The organism is Pseudomonas sp. MHK4 (assembly GCF_054600775.1).
Map to the genome: position 1 here is coordinate 534,985 of NZ_BAAIAK010000003.1, position 16,821 is coordinate 551,805.

The window sequence follows — 16,821 nt, forward strand, 5'->3', positions numbered from 1 at the left end:
GCTTCGGGCTCTTTGGGGCTGTCTTTATATCACCCGCTGGTCGGCTGCCCACTAACCGATTGGTCGGGTAACCCGTTTGTCTTGCGTTCTTCTCTCGCACTGCCCGGAGCATCTGTGCCATGAGTTCTGCCTCGCTAATAAAGACCCCACCCGAGAAGGTGACGGTCAACGGTTGGGTGTTCTACACCTCTACCGCGTTGATTCTGTTGTTGACCGCCATTCTGATCATCGCCCCGCAAGAGGCCGGCAGACTGCTCGGTATGGCGCAAGCCTGGTTGTCCCGCAGCTTCGGCTGGTACTACATGGTGGTGATTGCCGCCTACCTGATCTTCGTGGTCGGCCTGGCGTTCTCGTCCTACGGCAAATTGAAACTGGGCAGCAAGGACGACACCCCGGACTTCAGCTACGGCGCCTGGGCGGGGATGCTGTTCTCGTCGGGTATCGGCATCTCGCTGCTGTACTTCGGCGCTTCCGAGCCGCTGGACCACTACTTCAACCCGCCGGAAGGCGTGGCCGGCAGCAACCTGGCCGCGCGGCAGGCAGTTCAGCTGACGTTCCTGCACTGGGGCCTGCATGGCTGGGCGATCTACGCCCTGGTCGGCCTGGCGGTGGCGTACTTCGCCTACCGGCACAACCAGCCGCTGGCGTTGCGTTCGGCGTTGTATCCGCTGGTGGGCGAGCGTTGGGTCAAGGGCGCGGCCGGTCACGCGGTGGACGGCTTCGGCATGTTCGTCACCCTGCTGGGCCTGGTGACCAATCTGGGGATTGGTTCGCTGCAAGTGTCGTCCGGGCTGGAAAACCTGTTCGGCATGGAACACAGCAACACCAACCTGCTGATCGTGATCATCGTGATGAGCACCGTGGCGACCATCGCTGCCGTGTCCGGGGTGGAAAACGGCATTCGTCGTCTTTCCAACCTCAACATCGTGCTGTTCAGCGGCCTGCTGATTTTCGTCCTGCTGTTTGGCCCGACCCTGCACCTGCTCAACGGCTTTGTGCAAAACGTCGGTGACTACCTCAACGGCGTGGTGCTGAAGACCTTCGACCTGTATGTGTACGAAGGCGACAGCGAGAAGTCCGACCGCTGGTTGGGCCTGTGGACCCTGTTCTACTGGGCCTGGTGGATTTCCTGGGCGCCATTCGTGGGCATGTTCATCGCGCGTATTTCCCGTGGTCGCACGGTGCGTGAACTGGTGGCCGGCGTGTTGCTGATTCCGCTGGGTTTCACCCTGGCGTGGCTGTCGATCTTCGGTAACTCGGCCCTGGACCTGGTGATGAACCATGGGGCGGTGGAACTCGGCAAGACGGCGCTGGAACAGCCGTCCATGGCGATCTACCAGTTGCTTGAGCATTACCCGGCGTCGAAAGTGGTGATCGGCGTGTCGATTTTTGTGGGGTTCGTGTTGTTCCTGACGCCGGCGGATTCCGGCGCGGTGATGATGGCCAACCTGTCGTGCAAGGGCGGCAATGTCGACGAAGATGCGCCGCACTGGCTGCGGATCTTCTGGTCGGCGGTGATCACCCTGGTAACCATCGGCCTGCTGTTCGCCGGTAACTTCGAAGCCATGCAAACCATGGTGGTGCTGGCCGGCCTGCCGTTCTCGGTGGTGTTGGTGTGCTTCATGTTCGGCTTGCACAAGGCCATGCGCCAGGACGTTCAGATCGAACAGGAGCAAGCGGAACTGGCGGCCCGTGGTCGTCGTGGTTTCAGCGAGCGCTTGACCCAGTTGGACCTGCAACCGAGCCAGTCGGTGGTACAGCGCTTCATGGACAAGCACGTGAGCCCGGCCTTGCAGGATGCGACCACGCAAATGCGTGCCCAAGGCCTGGAAGTGCAGACGCTGCTGGGCAAGTCCAAGCGTTGCATGGGCGTGCGGGTCGAGATGGAAGAGGGCAACCCGTTTGTCTACGAAGTCAGCCTCGATGGTTATCTGGCTACGCCAACCGAATCGGCTCAATCCGATGAGGCGCGCCAGCGTTATTATCGTGCCGAGGTGTACTTGCACAACGGCAGCCAGGACTACGACCTGATGGGCTTCACTCAGGATCAGATTACCCGTGATGTGCTTGATCAGTTTGAAAGCCATCGGCAGCTCCTTGGCCGCGTCTATAGCTAAGTTGTGAGGGGCGCGGTGTTTCACTCTGAAACACCGCGTCGACCTCATCGCCAGCAGGCTGGCTCCCACATTGGAATGCATTCCCTTGTGAGAGTTAGCCTCCTTGGCCGGGTGTATAGCTAAGTTGTAAGTGATGCGCTGTATCAGTTGAAACACCGCGTCAGCCCCATCGCCAGCAGGCTGGCTCCCACATTGAAATGCATTGCCCTGTGGGAGCCAGCCTGCTGGCGATGGGGCCATCGGCCTTAACGCTGCATCGCCCGATATCCCCATAAACAAAAACGCCGCGATCTCTCGCGGCGTTTTTGTGCCTGTTGCCTTACCCCAGGTTCTTGCCGAGTAGCGCGTGGTACAGCTCGCTGTCGCCGAGAATCCCCACCACATGATTGTTGTCGTGCAGTACCAGTTTGTTGCCGGTCTGATAACGAATCTGCAACGCGTCGCGCATGCCGATATTGGAGTCCACCAGGGTTGGTCGACGACCCAGGCCTTCAACCGCCTGGCCCGGTACCCAGTTCTGCAGATCCAGGCTCGAGCCGTTCTGGCGTGCGCCCTTGATGGTGTTGCCTTCGGCCAGGTCCAGCCACGAATCGCCACCCGGATCGAGGCACACCGAACCGTTGATGCGCTTGCAGTTGTCCAGGGTGCGCATCAGGCTGCGACCGCACAGCACGTTCAGCGGGTTGGTGTGGGCGACGAAGGTGCGCACGTAGTCGTCCGCCGGGTTGAGGACGATTTCTTCCGGCTTGCTGTACTGGATGATCCGGCCGTCTTTCATGATCGCGATACGGCTGCCGAGCTTCAGGGCTTCATCGAGGTCGTGGCTCACGAAGACGATGGTCTTGCTCAGCTTGCGTTGCAGTTCCAGCAGTTCATCCTGCAGACCCTGGCGGATCAGCGGGTCGAGCGCCGAGAACGGTTCGTCCATCAGCAGGATGTCGGCGTCCATCGCCAACGCGCGGGCCAGGCCCACGCGTTGCTGCATGCCACCGGACAGCTCATCGGGTTTCTTGTTGCGCCATTGGGTCAGGCCCACCAGTTCGAGTTTTTCATCGACCAGTTTCCTGCGTTCCTTCTCCGGACGCCCCTGCATTTCCAGGCCGAAGCTGATGTTCTCGCGCACTGTCAGCCAGGGCATCAGGGCGAACTTCTGGAACACCATCGCGATGCGCTTGGTGCGCATCATTTTCAGTTCGGCCGGGGTACAGGAAGCAATGTTGATCTGCTTGCCTTCGTGCTCGACGTACAGCTTGCCGCGGCTGACGGTGTTGAGGCCGTTGATGCAACGCAGCAGGCTGGATTTGCCGGAGCCGGACAGGCCCATCAGCACGCATATCTCACCTTTTTCGATATCCAGGCTGGCCTTTTCGACGCCAACGATCTGCCCGGTCTTTTTCAGGATCTCGCTGCGGGTCAAACCTTGATCGAGAAGCTTCAGGGCCTCGCGCGGATCCTTGGTGAAGATCACGTCCACGTCTTCGAAGCGAATTATGCTCATGCGTCACCCCCTACTTTAGCGTCGGGTTGTTTGCAGATACGGTCGAGCATGATCGCCAGCAGTACGATCGCCAGGCCTGCTTCGAAGCCCAGGGCGATATCAGCGGTATTCAGTGCGTTGACCACGGGTTTGCCCAGGCCGTCGGCGCCCACCAGTGCCGCGATCACCACCATCGACAGCGACAGCATGATGCACTGGGTGATGCCGGCCGCGATGCTTGGCATGGCGTGGGGCAGTTCGATACGTGAGAGCAGTTGACGGCGCGAGCAGCCGAAGGCCTTGCCGGCGTCCATCAGTTCTTGCGGGACATCGCGGATGCCCAGGTAAGTCAGGCGGATGGGCGCGGCAATCGCGAACACCACCGTCGAGATCAGGCCGGGGACCACACCCAGGCCGAAGAGAGTCAGGGTAGGAATGAGGTAGACGAAGGTCGGCACGGTCTGCATCAGATCGAGCACCGGACGCATCATGGTGTAGAACATCGGTTTGTGCGCGGCGACGATGCCCAACGGCACGCCGATGACCACGCAGACCAGGGTGGCGAACAGCACCTGGGCGAGGGTTTCCATGGTTTCCTGCCAGTACCCCAGGTTGAGGATCAGCAGGAAAGAGGCAATGACGAAGGCGGTCAGGCCCCATTTGCGCTGGATGAAGTGGGCAAGTAGTGCGATTAGGCCGATCAAGACCAGCGGGTTGAACCAGGTCAGCGCAAACGTCACGCCGTGGATCATCGTTTCCAGTGTCACGGCAATTGCGTCGAAGGTGTTGGCGCCGTGTTGCGTCAACCATTCAACGAAGCCTGCGATGTACTGGCCTAGAGGTATTTTCTGATCAATCAGCATGGTAGTGAACGTCCGCATGCAAGGAAATAAACAGCCCGGGCGAGCTGGCCCGCCCGGCGTAAGCGATTACTGCGCAAGCTTGGCTTTCACGGCGTCCAGGCCAGGTTTACCGTCAATGGTGGTCACGCCAGCGAGCCAGGTATCGAGCACCTGGGGATTGTTTTTCAGCCAGGCCTTGGCGGCCGCGTCAGGCTTCATTTTGTCGTCCAGGATGTTGCCCATCAGTTCACTTTCCATGTCGACGGTGAACTCCAGGTTCTTCAGCAACTGACCGACGTTGCTGCATTCCGAGGCGTAGCCCTTGCGGGTGTTGGTCGCCACGGTGGCGGCGCCAAAATCGGGGCCGAAGAATTCGTCGCCGCCGGTCAGGTATTGAATCTTGAAGCGCTTGTTCATCGGGTGCGGGGCCCAGCCCAGGAACACCACGGAGGTGTCGCGTTTCTGTGCGCGGTCGACCTGCGACAGCATGCCGGCCTCGCTGGACTCGACGACCTTGAAGCCCGCGTCCTTTAGGCCGAAGGCGTTCTTGTCGATCATACTCTGGATCAGGCGGTTACCGTCGTTGCCCGGTTCAATGCCGTAGATCTTGCCGTCGAGTTCCTTCTTGAACTTGGCGATGTCGGCGAAATCATGCAGCCCCTTGTCATACAGCGCCTGGGGCACGGCGAGGGTGTATTTGGCGCCCTTGAGGTTGGTGCGCACGGTGTCCACGGTGCCGGCATCGCGGTAGGCCTTGATGTCGTTTTCCATGGTCGGCATCCAGTTGCCCAGGAACACGTCCATGTTCTTGCCGTCGGCCAGGGACTTGTAGGTCACGGGCACGGAAATCATGGTGGTCTTGGTCTTGTAGCCGAGGGCGTTGAGCACGACGCTGGTGGTCGCGGTAGTCGCGGTGATGTCGGTCCAGCCGACATCGGAGAAGTTTACGGTGTTGCATTGGGCCGGTTCAGCGGCTTGCGCCAGAACCGGCAGACTAAGCAGGGCGGCCAACAACAACGACGGGGAACCTTTCATGAATGGACTCCTTGGTGTTTTTTTTGGCAGTGTTTCCGACTGGAACCACCGCACTTATAGGTTGCGGTTGGATGGCGTTTTGGAGACAGCTCTACCACGGCGCCTTGCAATCGAGTCGATACGATCATGTACCAGTGAAAATCTGACGCCTACAGGGTGCGTCGTAACCAGTACAGGGATGGTCGCATCCAGTGTCGGTGACGTCGTTTACAGCTTTTTTCCGCCTCCTTTGTCCGTCTGAGCCGCAAAAAAACGGCGCAAACACGACGTGAAAGACACGCGGCGTTCGTGGACATGAGTGCGTCGGTGTGAGACGTCGAACGACAGGATAAAAGCCTGATGATGCGGCCATCCCGACGGATTGCAGCTTGAGCGTAGCAGCTCCGTCACCGGGCGCTTTTGCGCCTGGAGTTGGCACATCCAGGAGTCCGGCAGCAATGGCTATCAGTGTTTTCGACCTGTTCAAAATCGGCATCGGCCCTTCCAGTTCCCACACCGTGGGGCCTATGCGGGCGGCGGCGCTGTTCGTGCAGGGGTTGCGCGAACGGGGGCTGCTCGAGCAGGTTCGGCGTGTCGAAGTGCAGCTCTTTGGTTCGCTCTCGGCCACCGGCATCGGCCACGGCAGCGACAACGCCGTGATCATGGGGCTGATGGGCGAGTGGCCGGATGCAATCGATCCGTCGCAAATCGGCCTGCGCATCGACATCCTGCGCGAAACCGGCACCTTGTTGCTCGATGGCCGTTTGCCGGTCCCGTTCATCTGGTCCAGGGACATGCGCCTGATCGATGAAAACCTGCCATTTCACCCCAACGCCATGACGCTGATTGTCGAAGGCGATGACGGCGAGTTGCATCGCGACACCTACTATTCGGTGGGCGGCGGTTTTGTCGTCGATGAGGCGCAAGCCAGCAGCGGGGTGGTCGACATGGATCGCACCGAGCTACCGTACGATTTTTCCAGCGCGGCCGAGCTGCTGGACTTGTGTAAAAAGCACAACCTGCGGGTAGCCGAACTGATGATGGCCAACGAGAAGGTCTGGCGCAGTGAAGAGGAAATCCGCAGCGGCCTGATGCACCTGTGGCGCGCCATGCAGGATTGCGTCGAGCACGGCCTCAAGCACGAGGGCATCCTGCCCGGCGGCCTCAACGTGCGCCGGCGTGCGGCCAAATTGCATCGCAGCCTGCAGGAGCTGAACAAACCCAACGTGATCGGCTCGACGCTGAGCGCCATGGAGTGGGTCAACCTGTTCGCCCTGGCGGTCAACGAAGAGAACGCCGCCGGCGGGCGCATGGTCACGGCACCGACCAATGGCGCGGCCGGGATCATTCCAGCGGTGTTGCACTACTTCATGAAGTTCAGCGAGGAAGTGACCGACGCCAATGTCGTCGACTACCTGCTCGGCGCGGCCTCGGTGGGGATCCTGTGCAAGAAGAACGCCTCGATCTCCGGTGCTGAAGTCGGTTGCCAGGGCGAAGTCGGCTCGGCCTGCGCCATGGCGGCGGCGGGGCTGGCGGAGATCCTTGGGGCCACGCCGGAACAACTGTGTAACGCGGCGGAAATCGGCCTGGAACACAACCTGGGGCTGACATGCGATCCCGTGGGCGGCCTGGTGCAGGTACCGTGCATCGAGCGCAATGCGATTGCCGCGGTGAAAGCGATCAACGCGGCGCAGATGGCTTTGCGCGGCGATGGTCAACACTTTATCTCGCTGGACCGGGTGATTCGCACGATGCGCGATACCGGTGCCGATATGCATGACAAGTATAAGGAAACGTCGCGGGGAGGGCTGGCGGTTAGCGCGGTTGAGTGCTGAGACCGCGTCGCCCCTATCGCCAGACCAGTCAAAACTGCGCGCTTAGAGAACACGTTATCCCAGGCGCGCCACCTTTTGGCGCGTCGCTTACAGATAAGTACCTGACTTCAAAATCAGGACCGACCCGACCTTGACCACTCGTCACCCGTGCCTGCGGTGACACTCTTCCAGGCCTCGCCACAGCCCTGTTCCCACAAGTGCTACCGATTTGCTCACACGCAACGGGGCAGAGCGCTTGCCGCCATTGATGGCACTTATAACCCTTACTCGCGGCGCGTCATATATAGGCACATTCCGACGTCGTTTTCAGGAGTTATTGAACGCGCATTCAATTTTAGGCACGGCAATTGCTCTGTCATTACAAAGCCCGTCTCCCACGCGAGAACGATGGCAATAACAAGAGCCTCCGCCTGAGGCCATCACCCGCTTTGTGTGAGGAGATACCGCGATGACGACGTTCAACTCCGGGGCCCAACCCCAGAACCGTGCGCCTCAATCCATCGGCTTTCTGCTGCTGGACAATTTCACGCTGATTTCCCTGGCCTCCGCAGTCGAACCACTGCGTATGGCCAACCAGTTGTCCGGTCGTGAGCTGTATCGCTGGACCACCCTGACCGTCGATGGCGGTCAAGTCTGGGCCAGTGACGGTCTGCAAATCACCCCTGACGCCTCCATGCACAAAGCACCGCCCATGGACACCGTGATCGTCTGCGGTGGCATCGGCATTCAACGCACTGTTACCCGCGAACACGTGTCATGGCTGCAGAGCCAGGCCCGTCAGTCCCGTCGCCTGGGTGCGGTCTGCACCGGCAGCTGGGCCCTGGCGTGCGCCGGCCTGCTGGACGGTTTCGATTGCAGCGTGCACTGGGAATGCCTGGCGGCCATGCAGGAAGCGTTTCCGCGGGTGGCCATGAGTACCCGCCTGTTCACCCTCGACCGTAACCGCTTCACCAGCTCCGGCGGCACCGCGCCGCTGGACATGATGCTGCACCTGATCAGCCGCGATCACGGGCGCGAGCTGTCGGCCGCGATTTCGGAAATGTTTGTCTACGAGCGCATCCGCAACGAACAGGATCACCAGCGCGTACCGCTCAAGCACATGCTCGGCACCAATCAGCCGAAGTTGCAGGAAATCGTCGCGTTGATGGAAGCCAACCTCGAAGAGCCGATCGACCTCGACGAACTGGCGGTATACGTCGCTGTGTCCCGTCGTCAATTGGAGCGGCTGTTCCAGAAGTACCTGCATTGCTCGCCGTCGCGTTACTACCTGAAACTGCGCTTGATCCGCGCGCGGCAACTGCTCAAGCAGACGCCGATGTCGATCATCGAAGTGGCGTCGGTCTGTGGCTTTGTGTCCACGCCGCACTTCTCCAAGTGCTACCGCGAGTACTTCGGCATTCCACCGCGTGACGAGCGCGTAGGCTCCAATACCACGCAGCAGGTGGCGATGATGCCGCTGCCGCAGGCTCTGGTGCTGTCGCCGTTGTCGGGGCCGTTGTCGGCGCTGAGTCAGGCGCGTAATGAGTCGACGTTCGCTAGCGTAAGGCTCTAGACCGCAGCGCCTTCATCGCGAGCAAGCCCGCTCCCACATTGGATCTGCGTCGTTCACAGATCCAATGTGGGAGCGGGCTTGCTTGCGAAGGCGTCTTAACGGGCGGTGCGGCTCTGCTGGTACTCCGCCAATGCCGGCAGCAATTGCTTATCGATGGCCTGGCGCACCGCCGGCAGGATCGTCGCGCTGCTGGTGTACATCTGCTTGACCATGGTGCGCAGCACGATGGCCCGCTCGTTGTTCAAACCTCGCACGGCAAACTCGCAAGCCTGCTCGGCGGTGGCGCCGGTCGGCACTTGAAAGCCCAATGACTTGAGCTGGCCCAACAGGTCTTCCTGGTCTATCAAATCGGCGTACATCATGACGCTAATCCTTCTTCTGGGGACGATGTCGTGGCTCGATTCTGGTAGTGGCACGCAGTGGCGGCAAGGGCGATTTGTCGTAATGGCAGCATTGACTATGAGCAGGTCGTTTTCGGGCTATTTACCTGCGATAAGAGTGGGCACACTGGACCCAGCTCGCTTCACGAGGGTTTGGTCACCTTCCCACGGCAGCTCCTCAACAGTACCCTCTGCCTCGATCCTGTCACGGCTTGATCGGGGCTTTTTTTTGACTGTTTGTGGGAGCTGGCTTGCCAGCGAATGGGGCAACGCGGTGTGTCAGGCGCGCCGCCTTCGCTGGCAAGCCAGCTCCTACAGATGAGGGGACGCGGTCTAGCGTTGCAACACCAGGATGCGCGACAACAACTCATCCCGATCCACATAACACCCCTGGAAATGCCGCGCCCCGGTGGCGGGATCAAAGGCATTGCGCGCATGCAAAGTGCGGCGGTTGTCGAAGCACCAGAGCTCGCCCGGATTGAGCCTTTGCATCAGCCTGAATCGCGGCTCGCGAGTCATCGCAATGAAGCGGCGATAGGCGCGATACAACTTGGGCATCTGCTCCACCGACGCATCGAACGGCCCCCGCAGAAAGTTCGCCATGCGAATCTCCGACACCTGTCCCGACGCGTCCAGGGCGATGATCGGCGCGAGGCAGCGGTAGTCGCTGTGGCGGTCCTTGTTGCGAAACTCCACGGGGATCTCGCAAAGACTCTTGAATGCCTCCGGGTCCTCTCGGCGCAGTGCGTCGGCGATGGCAAAACCGTCGACGAAAATACTCTCGCCACCCTCGGCATCGTTGACCAGGCAATGCAGGAATTGCAGGCCCGGTTGCAACTCCCGGGTTGGCAGATCGCTGTGCAACGGCAAGTTGAAAGCGGTGTAGGCGTTGCTGTCGGCGTCGGCCTTGGATTGCACGTTGAACAGCACGCCGAAGTTGCTCTCGCGGATGAAGGAAATACGTTGGGCGATCAGCTTCAAAGAGCCGGGCTCGGTGGGTACGCCACGGACCTGGGTCAGGCCGGTGTCGCGCACGGCCAACAGCCATTGCAACAGGGCCTGGGTGTCGTTCATCAGCGCCTGGTATTCGAACACCGGCAACTGCAGATCACTGTGCCAAAGCCTGGATTTGGGCTTGCCTGCCAGGCGCTCGGCGCGGGATTCGTCGTCATAGGCGTGAGCCCGCAACCAGCCAGGGTCGAAGCGGCTGAGGTGGCCATCCTGCCATTGGATGCTCAGGCAACCTTCGGCATCGACCCTGGTGTGGGCAGGCATCAGGTTTTCCGGCACATCGACGATTTCCAGCACCTGTTCGCGAGTCACCGTGTAGACACATTGCGGGCACGGGCAATTGTCCCGCAGCCATGGGTGGTGGAAGGGGCTGACGCGGTTGTCGGCCCACTTCACCAGGACACGATCGGCCATGGCCTGCACGCCTGTCAGCGCGCTGATCAAGGGATAAGTACGGAAGTCGGCAAAAGCGGCGGCGGTGTTCATGCGATCTCCTTGTTATTTTTTTGGCGGTAATGCGATCACTCGGCCGATGTAGGCGGGAGCGGGCAGGTCGGCCTGTTCGGCGACGATGGTTTGCAGTTTGCCCAAAGTTACTTCGCTGAATGGCGTGGAGCGCGGCCCGTCGAGGTCGACGTGCAGCAGCATTTGTTCGTTGCCCGCCAGCTCCTTGTCATCACCCGCCAGATGCAGGCTGTGATAGAGGTGCAGGCGTTTGCTGTCGTGGGCGATTATTTGTGTGTGCACCTCGACGTCGGCGTCGAGCTTCACTTCGTGCAGGTAATTGAGGTGCAGTTCGAGGGTGAACAGCGAGTTGCCGCTGGCTTCGCGGTTGTTGCTGTCCATGCCGAGGCGGTCCATCAGGGCGTCGGTGGCGTAGCTGAAGATCAGCAGGTAGAAGGCGTCGCGCAGGTGGCCGTTGTAGTCGACCCAGTCGGGGATGATTTTGGTTTGGTAGGTGGTGAGGGTGGGCATGATGGCTGATCCAGAACAGATTGTGATTGGAATGCCGTCATCGCCAGCAGGCCGGCTCCCACATTGGAATGCATTCTCCTGTGGGAGCCAGCCTGCTGGCGATGGGGCCAGACCTGATAGTCGATTACTCGCCGAATGCCATCCCATGCTTCTCTTTGGTGGTCTTCACCGCCTCCAGCACGGCCAACAGACAGTCATCACGATAGCGCTCCAGCGCCGAAATGCTGTGTTTGCCCAACTGATCGCTGGTACCGTCGACCACATCGTCGATCAACTTGTCGGTCAGCTCCGGCGCCGGCAGGTAGGTCCACGGCAACTGCAGTGCCGGGCCGAACTGTGCCATGAAGTGGCGCATACCGGCGTCGCCACCGGCCAGGGTGTAGGTCAGGAACGTACCCATGAACGACCAGCGCAGGCCCGCGCCAAAACGGATCGCATCGTCGATTTCGCCGGTCGTCGCCACACCGTCATTGACCAGGTGCAACGCCTCGCGCCACAGCGCTTCGAGCAGGCGGTCGGCGATGAATCCTGGCACTTCCTTGCGCACGTGCAGCGGGCGCATGCCGAGGGATTCGTAGACTTTCATTGCCGCTTGCACCGCTTCTGGCGCGGTGTTCTTGCCGCCGACCACCTCCACCAGCGGTAACAGGTAAACCGGGTTGAACGGGTGTCCGACCACGCAGCGTTCCGGGTGGGTCGAACTCTCGTAGAACTCGCTAGGCAACAGGCCAGAGGTACTGGAACCAATCAAGGCATCGGGCTTGGCCGCGGCGCTGATCTTGCTGTGCAGCTCCAGTTTCAGTTCAAGGCGTTCAGGGGCGCTTTCCTGGATGAAATCGGCGTCGCGCACGCATTCTTCGATGGTCGCGACAAAGCGCAGGCGATCCTGCGAGGCACCGGGTGCCAGGCCTTGTTTCTCCAAGGCGCCCCAGGCATTGGCGACGCGTTTGCGCAGGGCTGCCTCGGCACCGGGCGCAGGGTCCCAGGCCACTACGTCCAGGCCATGGGCGAGGGCGCGGGACACCCAGCCGCTGCCGATGACACCGCTGCCCAACGCTGCGAAGGTTTTGATTTCGGTAATGAAGGTCATGGCAACTTCCTGAAGAATTCGGTGATCTTTGTAGGAGCGAGCTTGCTCGCGAAGGTATTCCAGGCGCTGATTGGCGTCGGCTGTACCTTTTTCGCGAGCGAGCTCGCTCCTACAGGGTTGTGTGTGGGGTTAACCGCGCTGGGTCAGGCCCATTTTCTTGCGGCCTTCGGCCGGGGTCAGGACGCGAGCGCCGAGGCGGCTGAGGATTTCCGTAGCGCGCTCGACCAACTGGCCGTTGGTCGCCAACACGCCCTTGTCCAGCCACAGGTTGTCTTCCAGCCCGACGCGCACGTTGCCGCCCAGCAGCACGGCTTGCGCGGCCATCGGCATTTGCATGCGGCCGATGCCGAAGCCGGCCCACACGGCGTCGGCCGGCAGGTTGTCGACCATGGCTTTCATGGTGGTGGTGTCGGCCGGCGCGCCCCACGGGATGCCCAGGCACAGTTGGAACAGCGGGTTGTCGAGCAGGCCTTCCTTGATCATCTGCTTGGCGAACCACAGGTGACCGGTGTCGAAAATCTCCAGCTCGGCCTTCACGCCCAGCTCCTGGATGCGCTTGGCGCCAGCACGCAGCTGCGCCGGGGTGGAGACGTAAATGGTGTCGCCGTCGCCGAAGTTCAGCGTGCCGCAATCGAGGGTGCAGATTTCCGGTAGCAGTTCTTCGACATGGGCCAGGCGGGTGAGCGGACCGACCAGGTCAGTGTTCGGGCCGAACTCCATCGGTTTCTCGCCAGCGCCGATTTCCAGGTCGCCACCCATGCCGGCGGTGAGGTTGACGATGATGTCGACGTCGGCCTCGCGGATGCGCTCCATCACTTCGCGGTACAACGCCACGTCGCGGCTGAACTTGCCGGTTTCAGGGTCGCGGACATGGCAGTGAACCACGGTGGCGCCGGCCTTGGCGGCTTCCACGGCGGCAGCGGCGATCTGTTTCGGGGTGACCGGCACGTGTGGGCTCTTGGCGGTCGTGTCGCCAGCACCGGTGAGTGCGCAGGTGATGATGACGTCGTGGTTCATGAGGCGATTCCTTACAGGCGTGATGGGTCTGTTCGCAGCCCTGTCGGGCTGCGAAACGGTGCTCAGGTCAGGTTTATTTGCTGGTCAGCTTGAGGTTTTCAGCCGCCGGCTTGCCATCGAAGGTGGTCACGCCTTCGAGCCAGCGCTGTTGGTCTTGCGGGTGATCTTTCAGCCATTGCTTGGCCGATTCGAAGGCGTCCTTGTGATCCAGCAGCGGCTGCATCATCCGGCTCTCGTCTTCGGCGGTGAACGTCAGGTTGCTCAGCAGGCGACCGATGTTCGGGCACTGCTCGGCGTACTTCGGCGCGGTGACGGTCCAGACCGTGGCCATGCCTTCGTTCGGGCCGAGGGCGTCGTCGCTGCCGGTGAGGTAGGTCATCTGCACGTTGACGTTCATCGGGTGCGGCGCCCAGCCGAAGAACACCACGGCTTCCTTGCGGCGCACGGCGCGATCCACCGCCGCGAGCATGCCGGCCTCGCTGGATTCGACCAGCTGGAACTTGCCGAGGCCGAACTGGTTCTTGGCGATCATCGCCTTGATCTGGGTGTTGGCGCCTGAACCTGGCTCGATGCCGTAGATCTTGCCGCCCAGTTCTTTTTCGAATTTGGCGATGTCGGCGAAGGTTTTCAGGCCCTTGTCGGCAAGATAAGTCGGAACGGCGAGGGTCGCGCGGGCGTCTTGCAGGCTGGGCGCTTCAAGCACCTTGACCTGGTTGGCGTCGACGAACGGGGTGATGGTCTGGGTCATCAGCGGGTTCCAGTAACCCAGGAACAGGTCCAGGCGCTGATCGCGGATCCCGGCGAAGATGATTTGCTGGGAGGCGCTGGTTTGCTTGGTGTTGTAGCCGAGGCCGTCGAGCAATACCTGGGTCATCGCACTGGTGGCGATCACGTCGGTCCAGTTCACCACGCCCATGCGCACATTCTGGCAAGAGGCGGGTTCCGCGGCCATGACGCTGGCGCTCAGCAAAGCGGTACCACTGAGTGCAAGAACACAGCTGCTGATCAGTCGTTTCATTCTCAGGTTCCTCGGCAGTTTCATTATTGTGGGTCCGGTCGTCTTTGTGCGCCGGTGATGCCAAGTTACGCAGCAATGCGGCCATGAAAGCGCACTGCGGCGACCAGCTCTTGCACTGCAGCGACCTGTGCTCTTGAATGCGTGTTGCAAGTGGCGTATCAACATCCTCACGCTACCCGCCAATCGAGAGCGCCATGTCCCAGGATTTCTACTTCTTGTTGATGCCGGGTTTTTCGGCCATTGGATTTATCTCGGCCATCGAGCCGTTGCGGGTCGCCAATCGCTTTCGCGGCGAGTTGTATCGCTGGCATGTATTGAGCGCCGACGGAGGGGCGGTGCTGGCCAGCAACGGCATGTCGGTCAACGCCGACGCGGCGCTGGAACCGCTGAAAAAAGGCGCGACCTTGTTGGTGGTCGCCGGCTTCGAACCGCTGAAATTCGCCACCCCGGCGCTGGAGCATTGGCTGCGCAGGCTGGACAACGAAGGCGTGACCCTCGGCGCCATCGACACCGGCAGCTTCATCCTCGCCGAAGCCGGCCTGCTCGACGGCCACCGCCTGACCCTGCACTGGGAAGCCATCGACGCCTTCAAGGAGTCCTATCCGCAGCTCAGCGTCACCCAGGAGTTGTTCGAGATCGACCGTCGGCGCATCACCTCCGCCGGCGGCACCGCCTCCATCGATTTAATGCTGGATCTGATCGCCCAGGCCCACGGCCCGGAACTGGCGATCCAGGTCAGCGAGCAATTCGTGCTCGGCCGCATCCGCCCGCGCAAAGACCACCAACGCATGGAGGTCGCCACGCGTTATGGCATCAGTAACAAGAAGCTGGTGCAGGTGATTGGTGAGATGGAGCAGCACAGCGAACCGCCGCTGAGTACGCTGGAATTGGCGGAATCGATCAAGGTGACGCGGCGTCAACTGGAACGGTTGTTCCGCCTGCATTTGAACGACACACCGAGCAACTTCTATCTGCGTTTGCGACTGGAGAAGGCGCGACAATTGTTGCGCCAGACCGATATGAGTGTGCTGGAAGTGAGTATCGCCTGCGGTTTTGAATCGCCGTCGTATTTCACCCGCAGCTATCGGGCGAAGTTTGAGCGTTGCCCCCGGGAGGATCGACGGCGGATAAGCGATACACAAAAAGTAATCTGAAACTACGCAGATTCCCTGTGGGAGCTAGCCTGCTGGCGATAGCGGTGTATCAGTCAGCATCTTGAGTGGCTGATACACCGCTATCGCCAGCAGGCTAGCTCCCACAGATTGATCTATGGTGGATCTTATTTTCTCACCAACGCCGAACACGCCGCTTTATAAGCCTCATGCTGATACTTGTTCAGCGTCGCCGGTGGCTCAAAACCGTGCTTCTTGGCTTGGGCATTGATGGTCTGCGGCGACAACAGCGTCACTTCGCAATTCTCCAGCAACTGGAAAACCCCTTCGATCTTGAACGTCGTCGGCCCACCCGCAAACTCACCTTTCTTGCTGCGCTTCTTGATCGCAATGCGATCAATCGAATTCTCGCGCACAAACGAGGCAACCTGAGCCGCAAACACTTTGACGTTGGCGGCTTCGTCGTCATCATCCAGAGCGATTTTTTTGGTGGCGAGCGCCAGGTGGCCCAAGGCCGAACCTTCGAGGGTGGCCACGGCAATGATCGCTTCGCTGCCTTTGATTTCGATGCCGCAGACTTTCATGTTGAATCCCTTTTCTGGCTGAAGGCGTGCAGCTTACAGCTCAAGTTGATCGGCGGTGATGCCAAACGCCGCCGCAATTTTTTCGCGGGTGACCTTGCGCGGCTTCGCGACGGTTTCCTGCTGGGCGAAAGCCGGTTGGGAGATGCCCATGCGTTTGGCCACTTCATCCTGTGTAAGGTTCAAGTGTTCGCGCCAGGCGCGTACAGGCAACGCACCATCGACAATGCGGCTGACGACTTCGTGAGGGATCATCATGTTTTCCATCCTTTACGTTTACTCCTGCCCAATCGACTCCAAAAACTCCGACCGCTCATCGCTCATCCGCGCCACGCAATCGTTTTGCGCAATAGTGAATGCCTTGCTGCCAGCAGTGGCCGGGAAGGCTTCGATGGCGCAGTCGGCGTCGCGGGTTTTCAGCCATTGTTGTTGCGCTGCTTTGATCTTCGCGGTGATGTCGGCCAATTGCGACGGGTTCTTGCCATAGAGCGACTGCATGCGCTCGGCCAGGCTCTTGTAGTTCTCGCTCAGCAAGTCTTCGGCGGTGGTTTTATTGAAGGCCGAGCATTCCAGGGTCTGGATGTCGTTTTCGACTTTGTCGCAGGGGGTGTCCTCGGACTCCTCGGCTGCGTGTAAGCCGGTCGCCATCAGTGCCAATGCCAGGAAGATGAATTTCATGTGCGTTGCCGCTCCCATCCAGTGAAGCATCAAGAGATGCGGCGAATTCTGGCCCAAGCGGAGAGCCTTGAACAGGTCGGCATTTGTGCCTGGCGACGACCCTTTGTCGCGGATTGACGCTT

At 60.5% G+C, this 16,821-nt stretch carries 15 protein-coding genes and 1 pseudogene; 4 read left to right on the plus strand and 12 right to left on the minus strand.

From position 1 onward, the window contains the following. Window positions 1–176: 176 nt before the first annotated feature. On the plus strand, window positions 177–2,117 hold the full coding sequence (locus tag ACYP2Q_RS11135) for a BCCT family transporter (protein ID WP_459730631.1): 1,941 nt from the start codon (window positions 177–179) through the stop codon (window positions 2,115–2,117). 319 nt (window positions 2,118–2,436) lie between these two features. Here ACYP2Q_RS11135 and choV read toward each other — a convergent pair whose 3' ends face one another. From choV to ACYP2Q_RS11150, 3 genes are all read right to left on the minus strand, one after another. Continuing rightward, entirely contained in the window at window positions 2,437–3,615 is a 1,179-nt protein-coding gene (gene choV, locus ACYP2Q_RS11140) for a choline ABC transporter ATP-binding protein (protein ID WP_459730488.1), read from the minus strand. Continuing rightward, on the minus strand, window positions 3,612–4,457 hold the full coding sequence (gene choW, locus ACYP2Q_RS11145) for a choline ABC transporter permease subunit (RefSeq protein WP_459730489.1): 846 nt from the start codon (window positions 4,455–4,457) through the stop codon (window positions 3,612–3,614). Before choW ends, choV begins: the two co-directional genes overlap by 4 nt. 66 nt (window positions 4,458–4,523) lie before the next feature. After that, window positions 4,524–5,471, minus strand: coding sequence for a choline ABC transporter substrate-binding protein (locus ACYP2Q_RS11150; RefSeq protein WP_459730490.1), 948 nt, complete (start codon window positions 5,469–5,471; stop codon window positions 4,524–4,526). A gap of 437 nt (window positions 5,472–5,908) precedes the next feature. On the opposite strand from ACYP2Q_RS11150, the gene ACYP2Q_RS11155 reads away from it, so the two are divergent. Both ACYP2Q_RS11155 and gbdR read left to right on the plus strand, forming a co-directional pair. Next, window positions 5,909–7,285 (plus strand): L-serine ammonia-lyase, encoded by a 1,377-nt coding sequence (locus ACYP2Q_RS11155; RefSeq protein ID WP_459730491.1) that lies wholly within the window; start codon window positions 5,909–5,911, stop codon window positions 7,283–7,285. Window positions 7,286–7,733: 448 nt separating this feature from the next. Then, entirely contained in the window at window positions 7,734–8,837 is a 1,104-nt protein-coding gene (gene gbdR, locus ACYP2Q_RS11160) for a choline metabolism transcriptional regulator GbdR (protein WP_007975492.1), read from the plus strand. 95 nt (window positions 8,838–8,932) lie between these two features. Here the strand turns inward: gbdR and ACYP2Q_RS11165 are convergent, their stop codons facing one another. The 6 genes from ACYP2Q_RS11165 to ACYP2Q_RS11190 form a co-directional block, all read right to left on the minus strand. Further along, a complete protein-coding gene (locus ACYP2Q_RS11165) occupies window positions 8,933–9,199 on the minus strand; it encodes a hypothetical protein (RefSeq protein WP_459730492.1) in 267 nt (88 codons plus the stop codon). A 351-nt stretch (window positions 9,200–9,550) separates the two neighbouring features. Further along, the gene (locus ACYP2Q_RS11170) at window positions 9,551–10,714 is read right to left on the minus strand and encodes a gamma-butyrobetaine dioxygenase (RefSeq protein ID WP_459730493.1); all 1,164 of its coding nucleotides are present in this window, start codon (window positions 10,712–10,714) and stop codon (window positions 9,551–9,553) included. Between the two features lie 12 nt (window positions 10,715–10,726). Next, window positions 10,727–11,203: a thioesterase family protein gene (locus ACYP2Q_RS11175; protein WP_459730494.1), complete on the minus strand. Its 477-nt coding sequence runs from the start codon at window positions 11,201–11,203 to the stop codon at window positions 10,727–10,729. 124 nt (window positions 11,204–11,327) lie between these two features. Continuing rightward, complete coding sequence (locus ACYP2Q_RS11180) at window positions 11,328–12,293, minus strand: L-carnitine dehydrogenase (protein ID WP_459730495.1); 966 nt, start codon at window positions 12,291–12,293, stop codon at window positions 11,328–11,330. 129 nt (window positions 12,294–12,422) lie between these two features. Further along, window positions 12,423–13,310: a beta-keto acid cleavage family enzyme gene (locus ACYP2Q_RS11185; RefSeq protein WP_247254495.1), complete on the minus strand. Its 888-nt coding sequence runs from the start codon at window positions 13,308–13,310 to the stop codon at window positions 12,423–12,425. A 73-nt stretch (window positions 13,311–13,383) separates the two neighbouring features. After that, window positions 13,384–14,328, minus strand: a complete 945-nt coding sequence (locus ACYP2Q_RS11190; protein WP_459730496.1) for a choline ABC transporter substrate-binding protein — start codon at window positions 14,326–14,328, stop codon at window positions 13,384–13,386. 194 nt (window positions 14,329–14,522) lie between these two features. Between ACYP2Q_RS11190 and ACYP2Q_RS11195 the strand changes: the two genes are divergently transcribed. Further along, window positions 14,523–15,482, plus strand: a complete 960-nt coding sequence (locus ACYP2Q_RS11195; protein WP_459730497.1) for a GlxA family transcriptional regulator — start codon at window positions 14,523–14,525, stop codon at window positions 15,480–15,482. A 125-nt stretch (window positions 15,483–15,607) separates the two neighbouring features. On the opposite strand, the gene ACYP2Q_RS11200 is transcribed toward ACYP2Q_RS11195, so the two are convergent. The 3 genes and pseudogenes from ACYP2Q_RS11200 to ACYP2Q_RS11210 all read right to left on the minus strand — a co-directional run bounded on the left by ACYP2Q_RS11200 (window position 15,608) and on the right by ACYP2Q_RS11210 (window position 16,699). Further along, window positions 15,608–16,024: a DUF3010 family protein gene (locus ACYP2Q_RS11200; RefSeq protein WP_459730498.1), complete on the minus strand. Its 417-nt coding sequence runs from the start codon at window positions 16,022–16,024 to the stop codon at window positions 15,608–15,610. A gap of 33 nt (window positions 16,025–16,057) precedes the next feature. Beyond that, window positions 16,058–16,279, minus strand: a pseudogene (locus tag ACYP2Q_RS11205) (helix-turn-helix domain-containing protein); the annotation flags it as partial. An 18-nt stretch (window positions 16,280–16,297) separates the two neighbouring features. Next, window positions 16,298–16,699, minus strand: coding sequence for a lysozyme inhibitor LprI family protein (locus tag ACYP2Q_RS11210; RefSeq protein WP_459730499.1), 402 nt, complete (start codon window positions 16,697–16,699; stop codon window positions 16,298–16,300). Window positions 16,700–16,821: the final 122 nt, after the last annotated feature.

What these genes read in the sequence shown, in the direction of transcription:
- choW (WP_459730489.1), bottom strand. Translation starts at nt 4,457, where the DNA reads ATGCTGATTGATCAGAAAATACCTCTAGGCCAGTACATCGCAGGCTTC.
- ACYP2Q_RS11165 (WP_459730492.1), bottom strand. Translation starts at nt 9,199, where the DNA reads ATGATGTACGCCGATTTGATAGACCAGGAAGACCTGTTGGGCCAGCTC.
- gbdR (WP_007975492.1), top strand. Translation starts at nt 7,734, where the DNA reads ATGACGACGTTCAACTCCGGGGCCCAACCCCAGAACCGTGCGCCTCAA.
- ACYP2Q_RS11210 (WP_459730499.1), bottom strand. Translation starts at nt 16,699, where the DNA reads ATGAAATTCATCTTCCTGGCATTGGCACTGATGGCGACCGGCTTACAC.
- ACYP2Q_RS11185 (WP_247254495.1), bottom strand. Translation starts at nt 13,310, where the DNA reads ATGAACCACGACGTCATCATCACCTGCGCACTCACCGGTGCTGGCGAC.
- ACYP2Q_RS11200 (WP_459730498.1), bottom strand. Translation starts at nt 16,024, where the DNA reads ATGAAAGTCTGCGGCATCGAAATCAAAGGCAGCGAAGCGATCATTGCC.
- ACYP2Q_RS11150 (WP_459730490.1), bottom strand. Translation starts at nt 5,471, where the DNA reads ATGAAAGGTTCCCCGTCGTTGTTGTTGGCCGCCCTGCTTAGTCTGCCG.
- choV (WP_459730488.1), bottom strand. Translation starts at nt 3,615, where the DNA reads ATGAGCATAATTCGCTTCGAAGACGTGGACGTGATCTTCACCAAGGAT.
- ACYP2Q_RS11170 (WP_459730493.1), bottom strand. Translation starts at nt 10,714, where the DNA reads ATGAACACCGCCGCCGCTTTTGCCGACTTCCGTACTTATCCCTTGATC.
- ACYP2Q_RS11190 (WP_459730496.1), bottom strand. Translation starts at nt 14,328, where the DNA reads ATGAAACGACTGATCAGCAGCTGTGTTCTTGCACTCAGTGGTACCGCT.
- ACYP2Q_RS11180 (WP_459730495.1), bottom strand. Translation starts at nt 12,293, where the DNA reads ATGACCTTCATTACCGAAATCAAAACCTTCGCAGCGTTGGGCAGCGGT.
- ACYP2Q_RS11155 (WP_459730491.1), top strand. Translation starts at nt 5,909, where the DNA reads ATGGCTATCAGTGTTTTCGACCTGTTCAAAATCGGCATCGGCCCTTCC.
- ACYP2Q_RS11175 (WP_459730494.1), bottom strand. Translation starts at nt 11,203, where the DNA reads ATGCCCACCCTCACCACCTACCAAACCAAAATCATCCCCGACTGGGTC.
- ACYP2Q_RS11195 (WP_459730497.1), top strand. Translation starts at nt 14,523, where the DNA reads ATGTCCCAGGATTTCTACTTCTTGTTGATGCCGGGTTTTTCGGCCATT.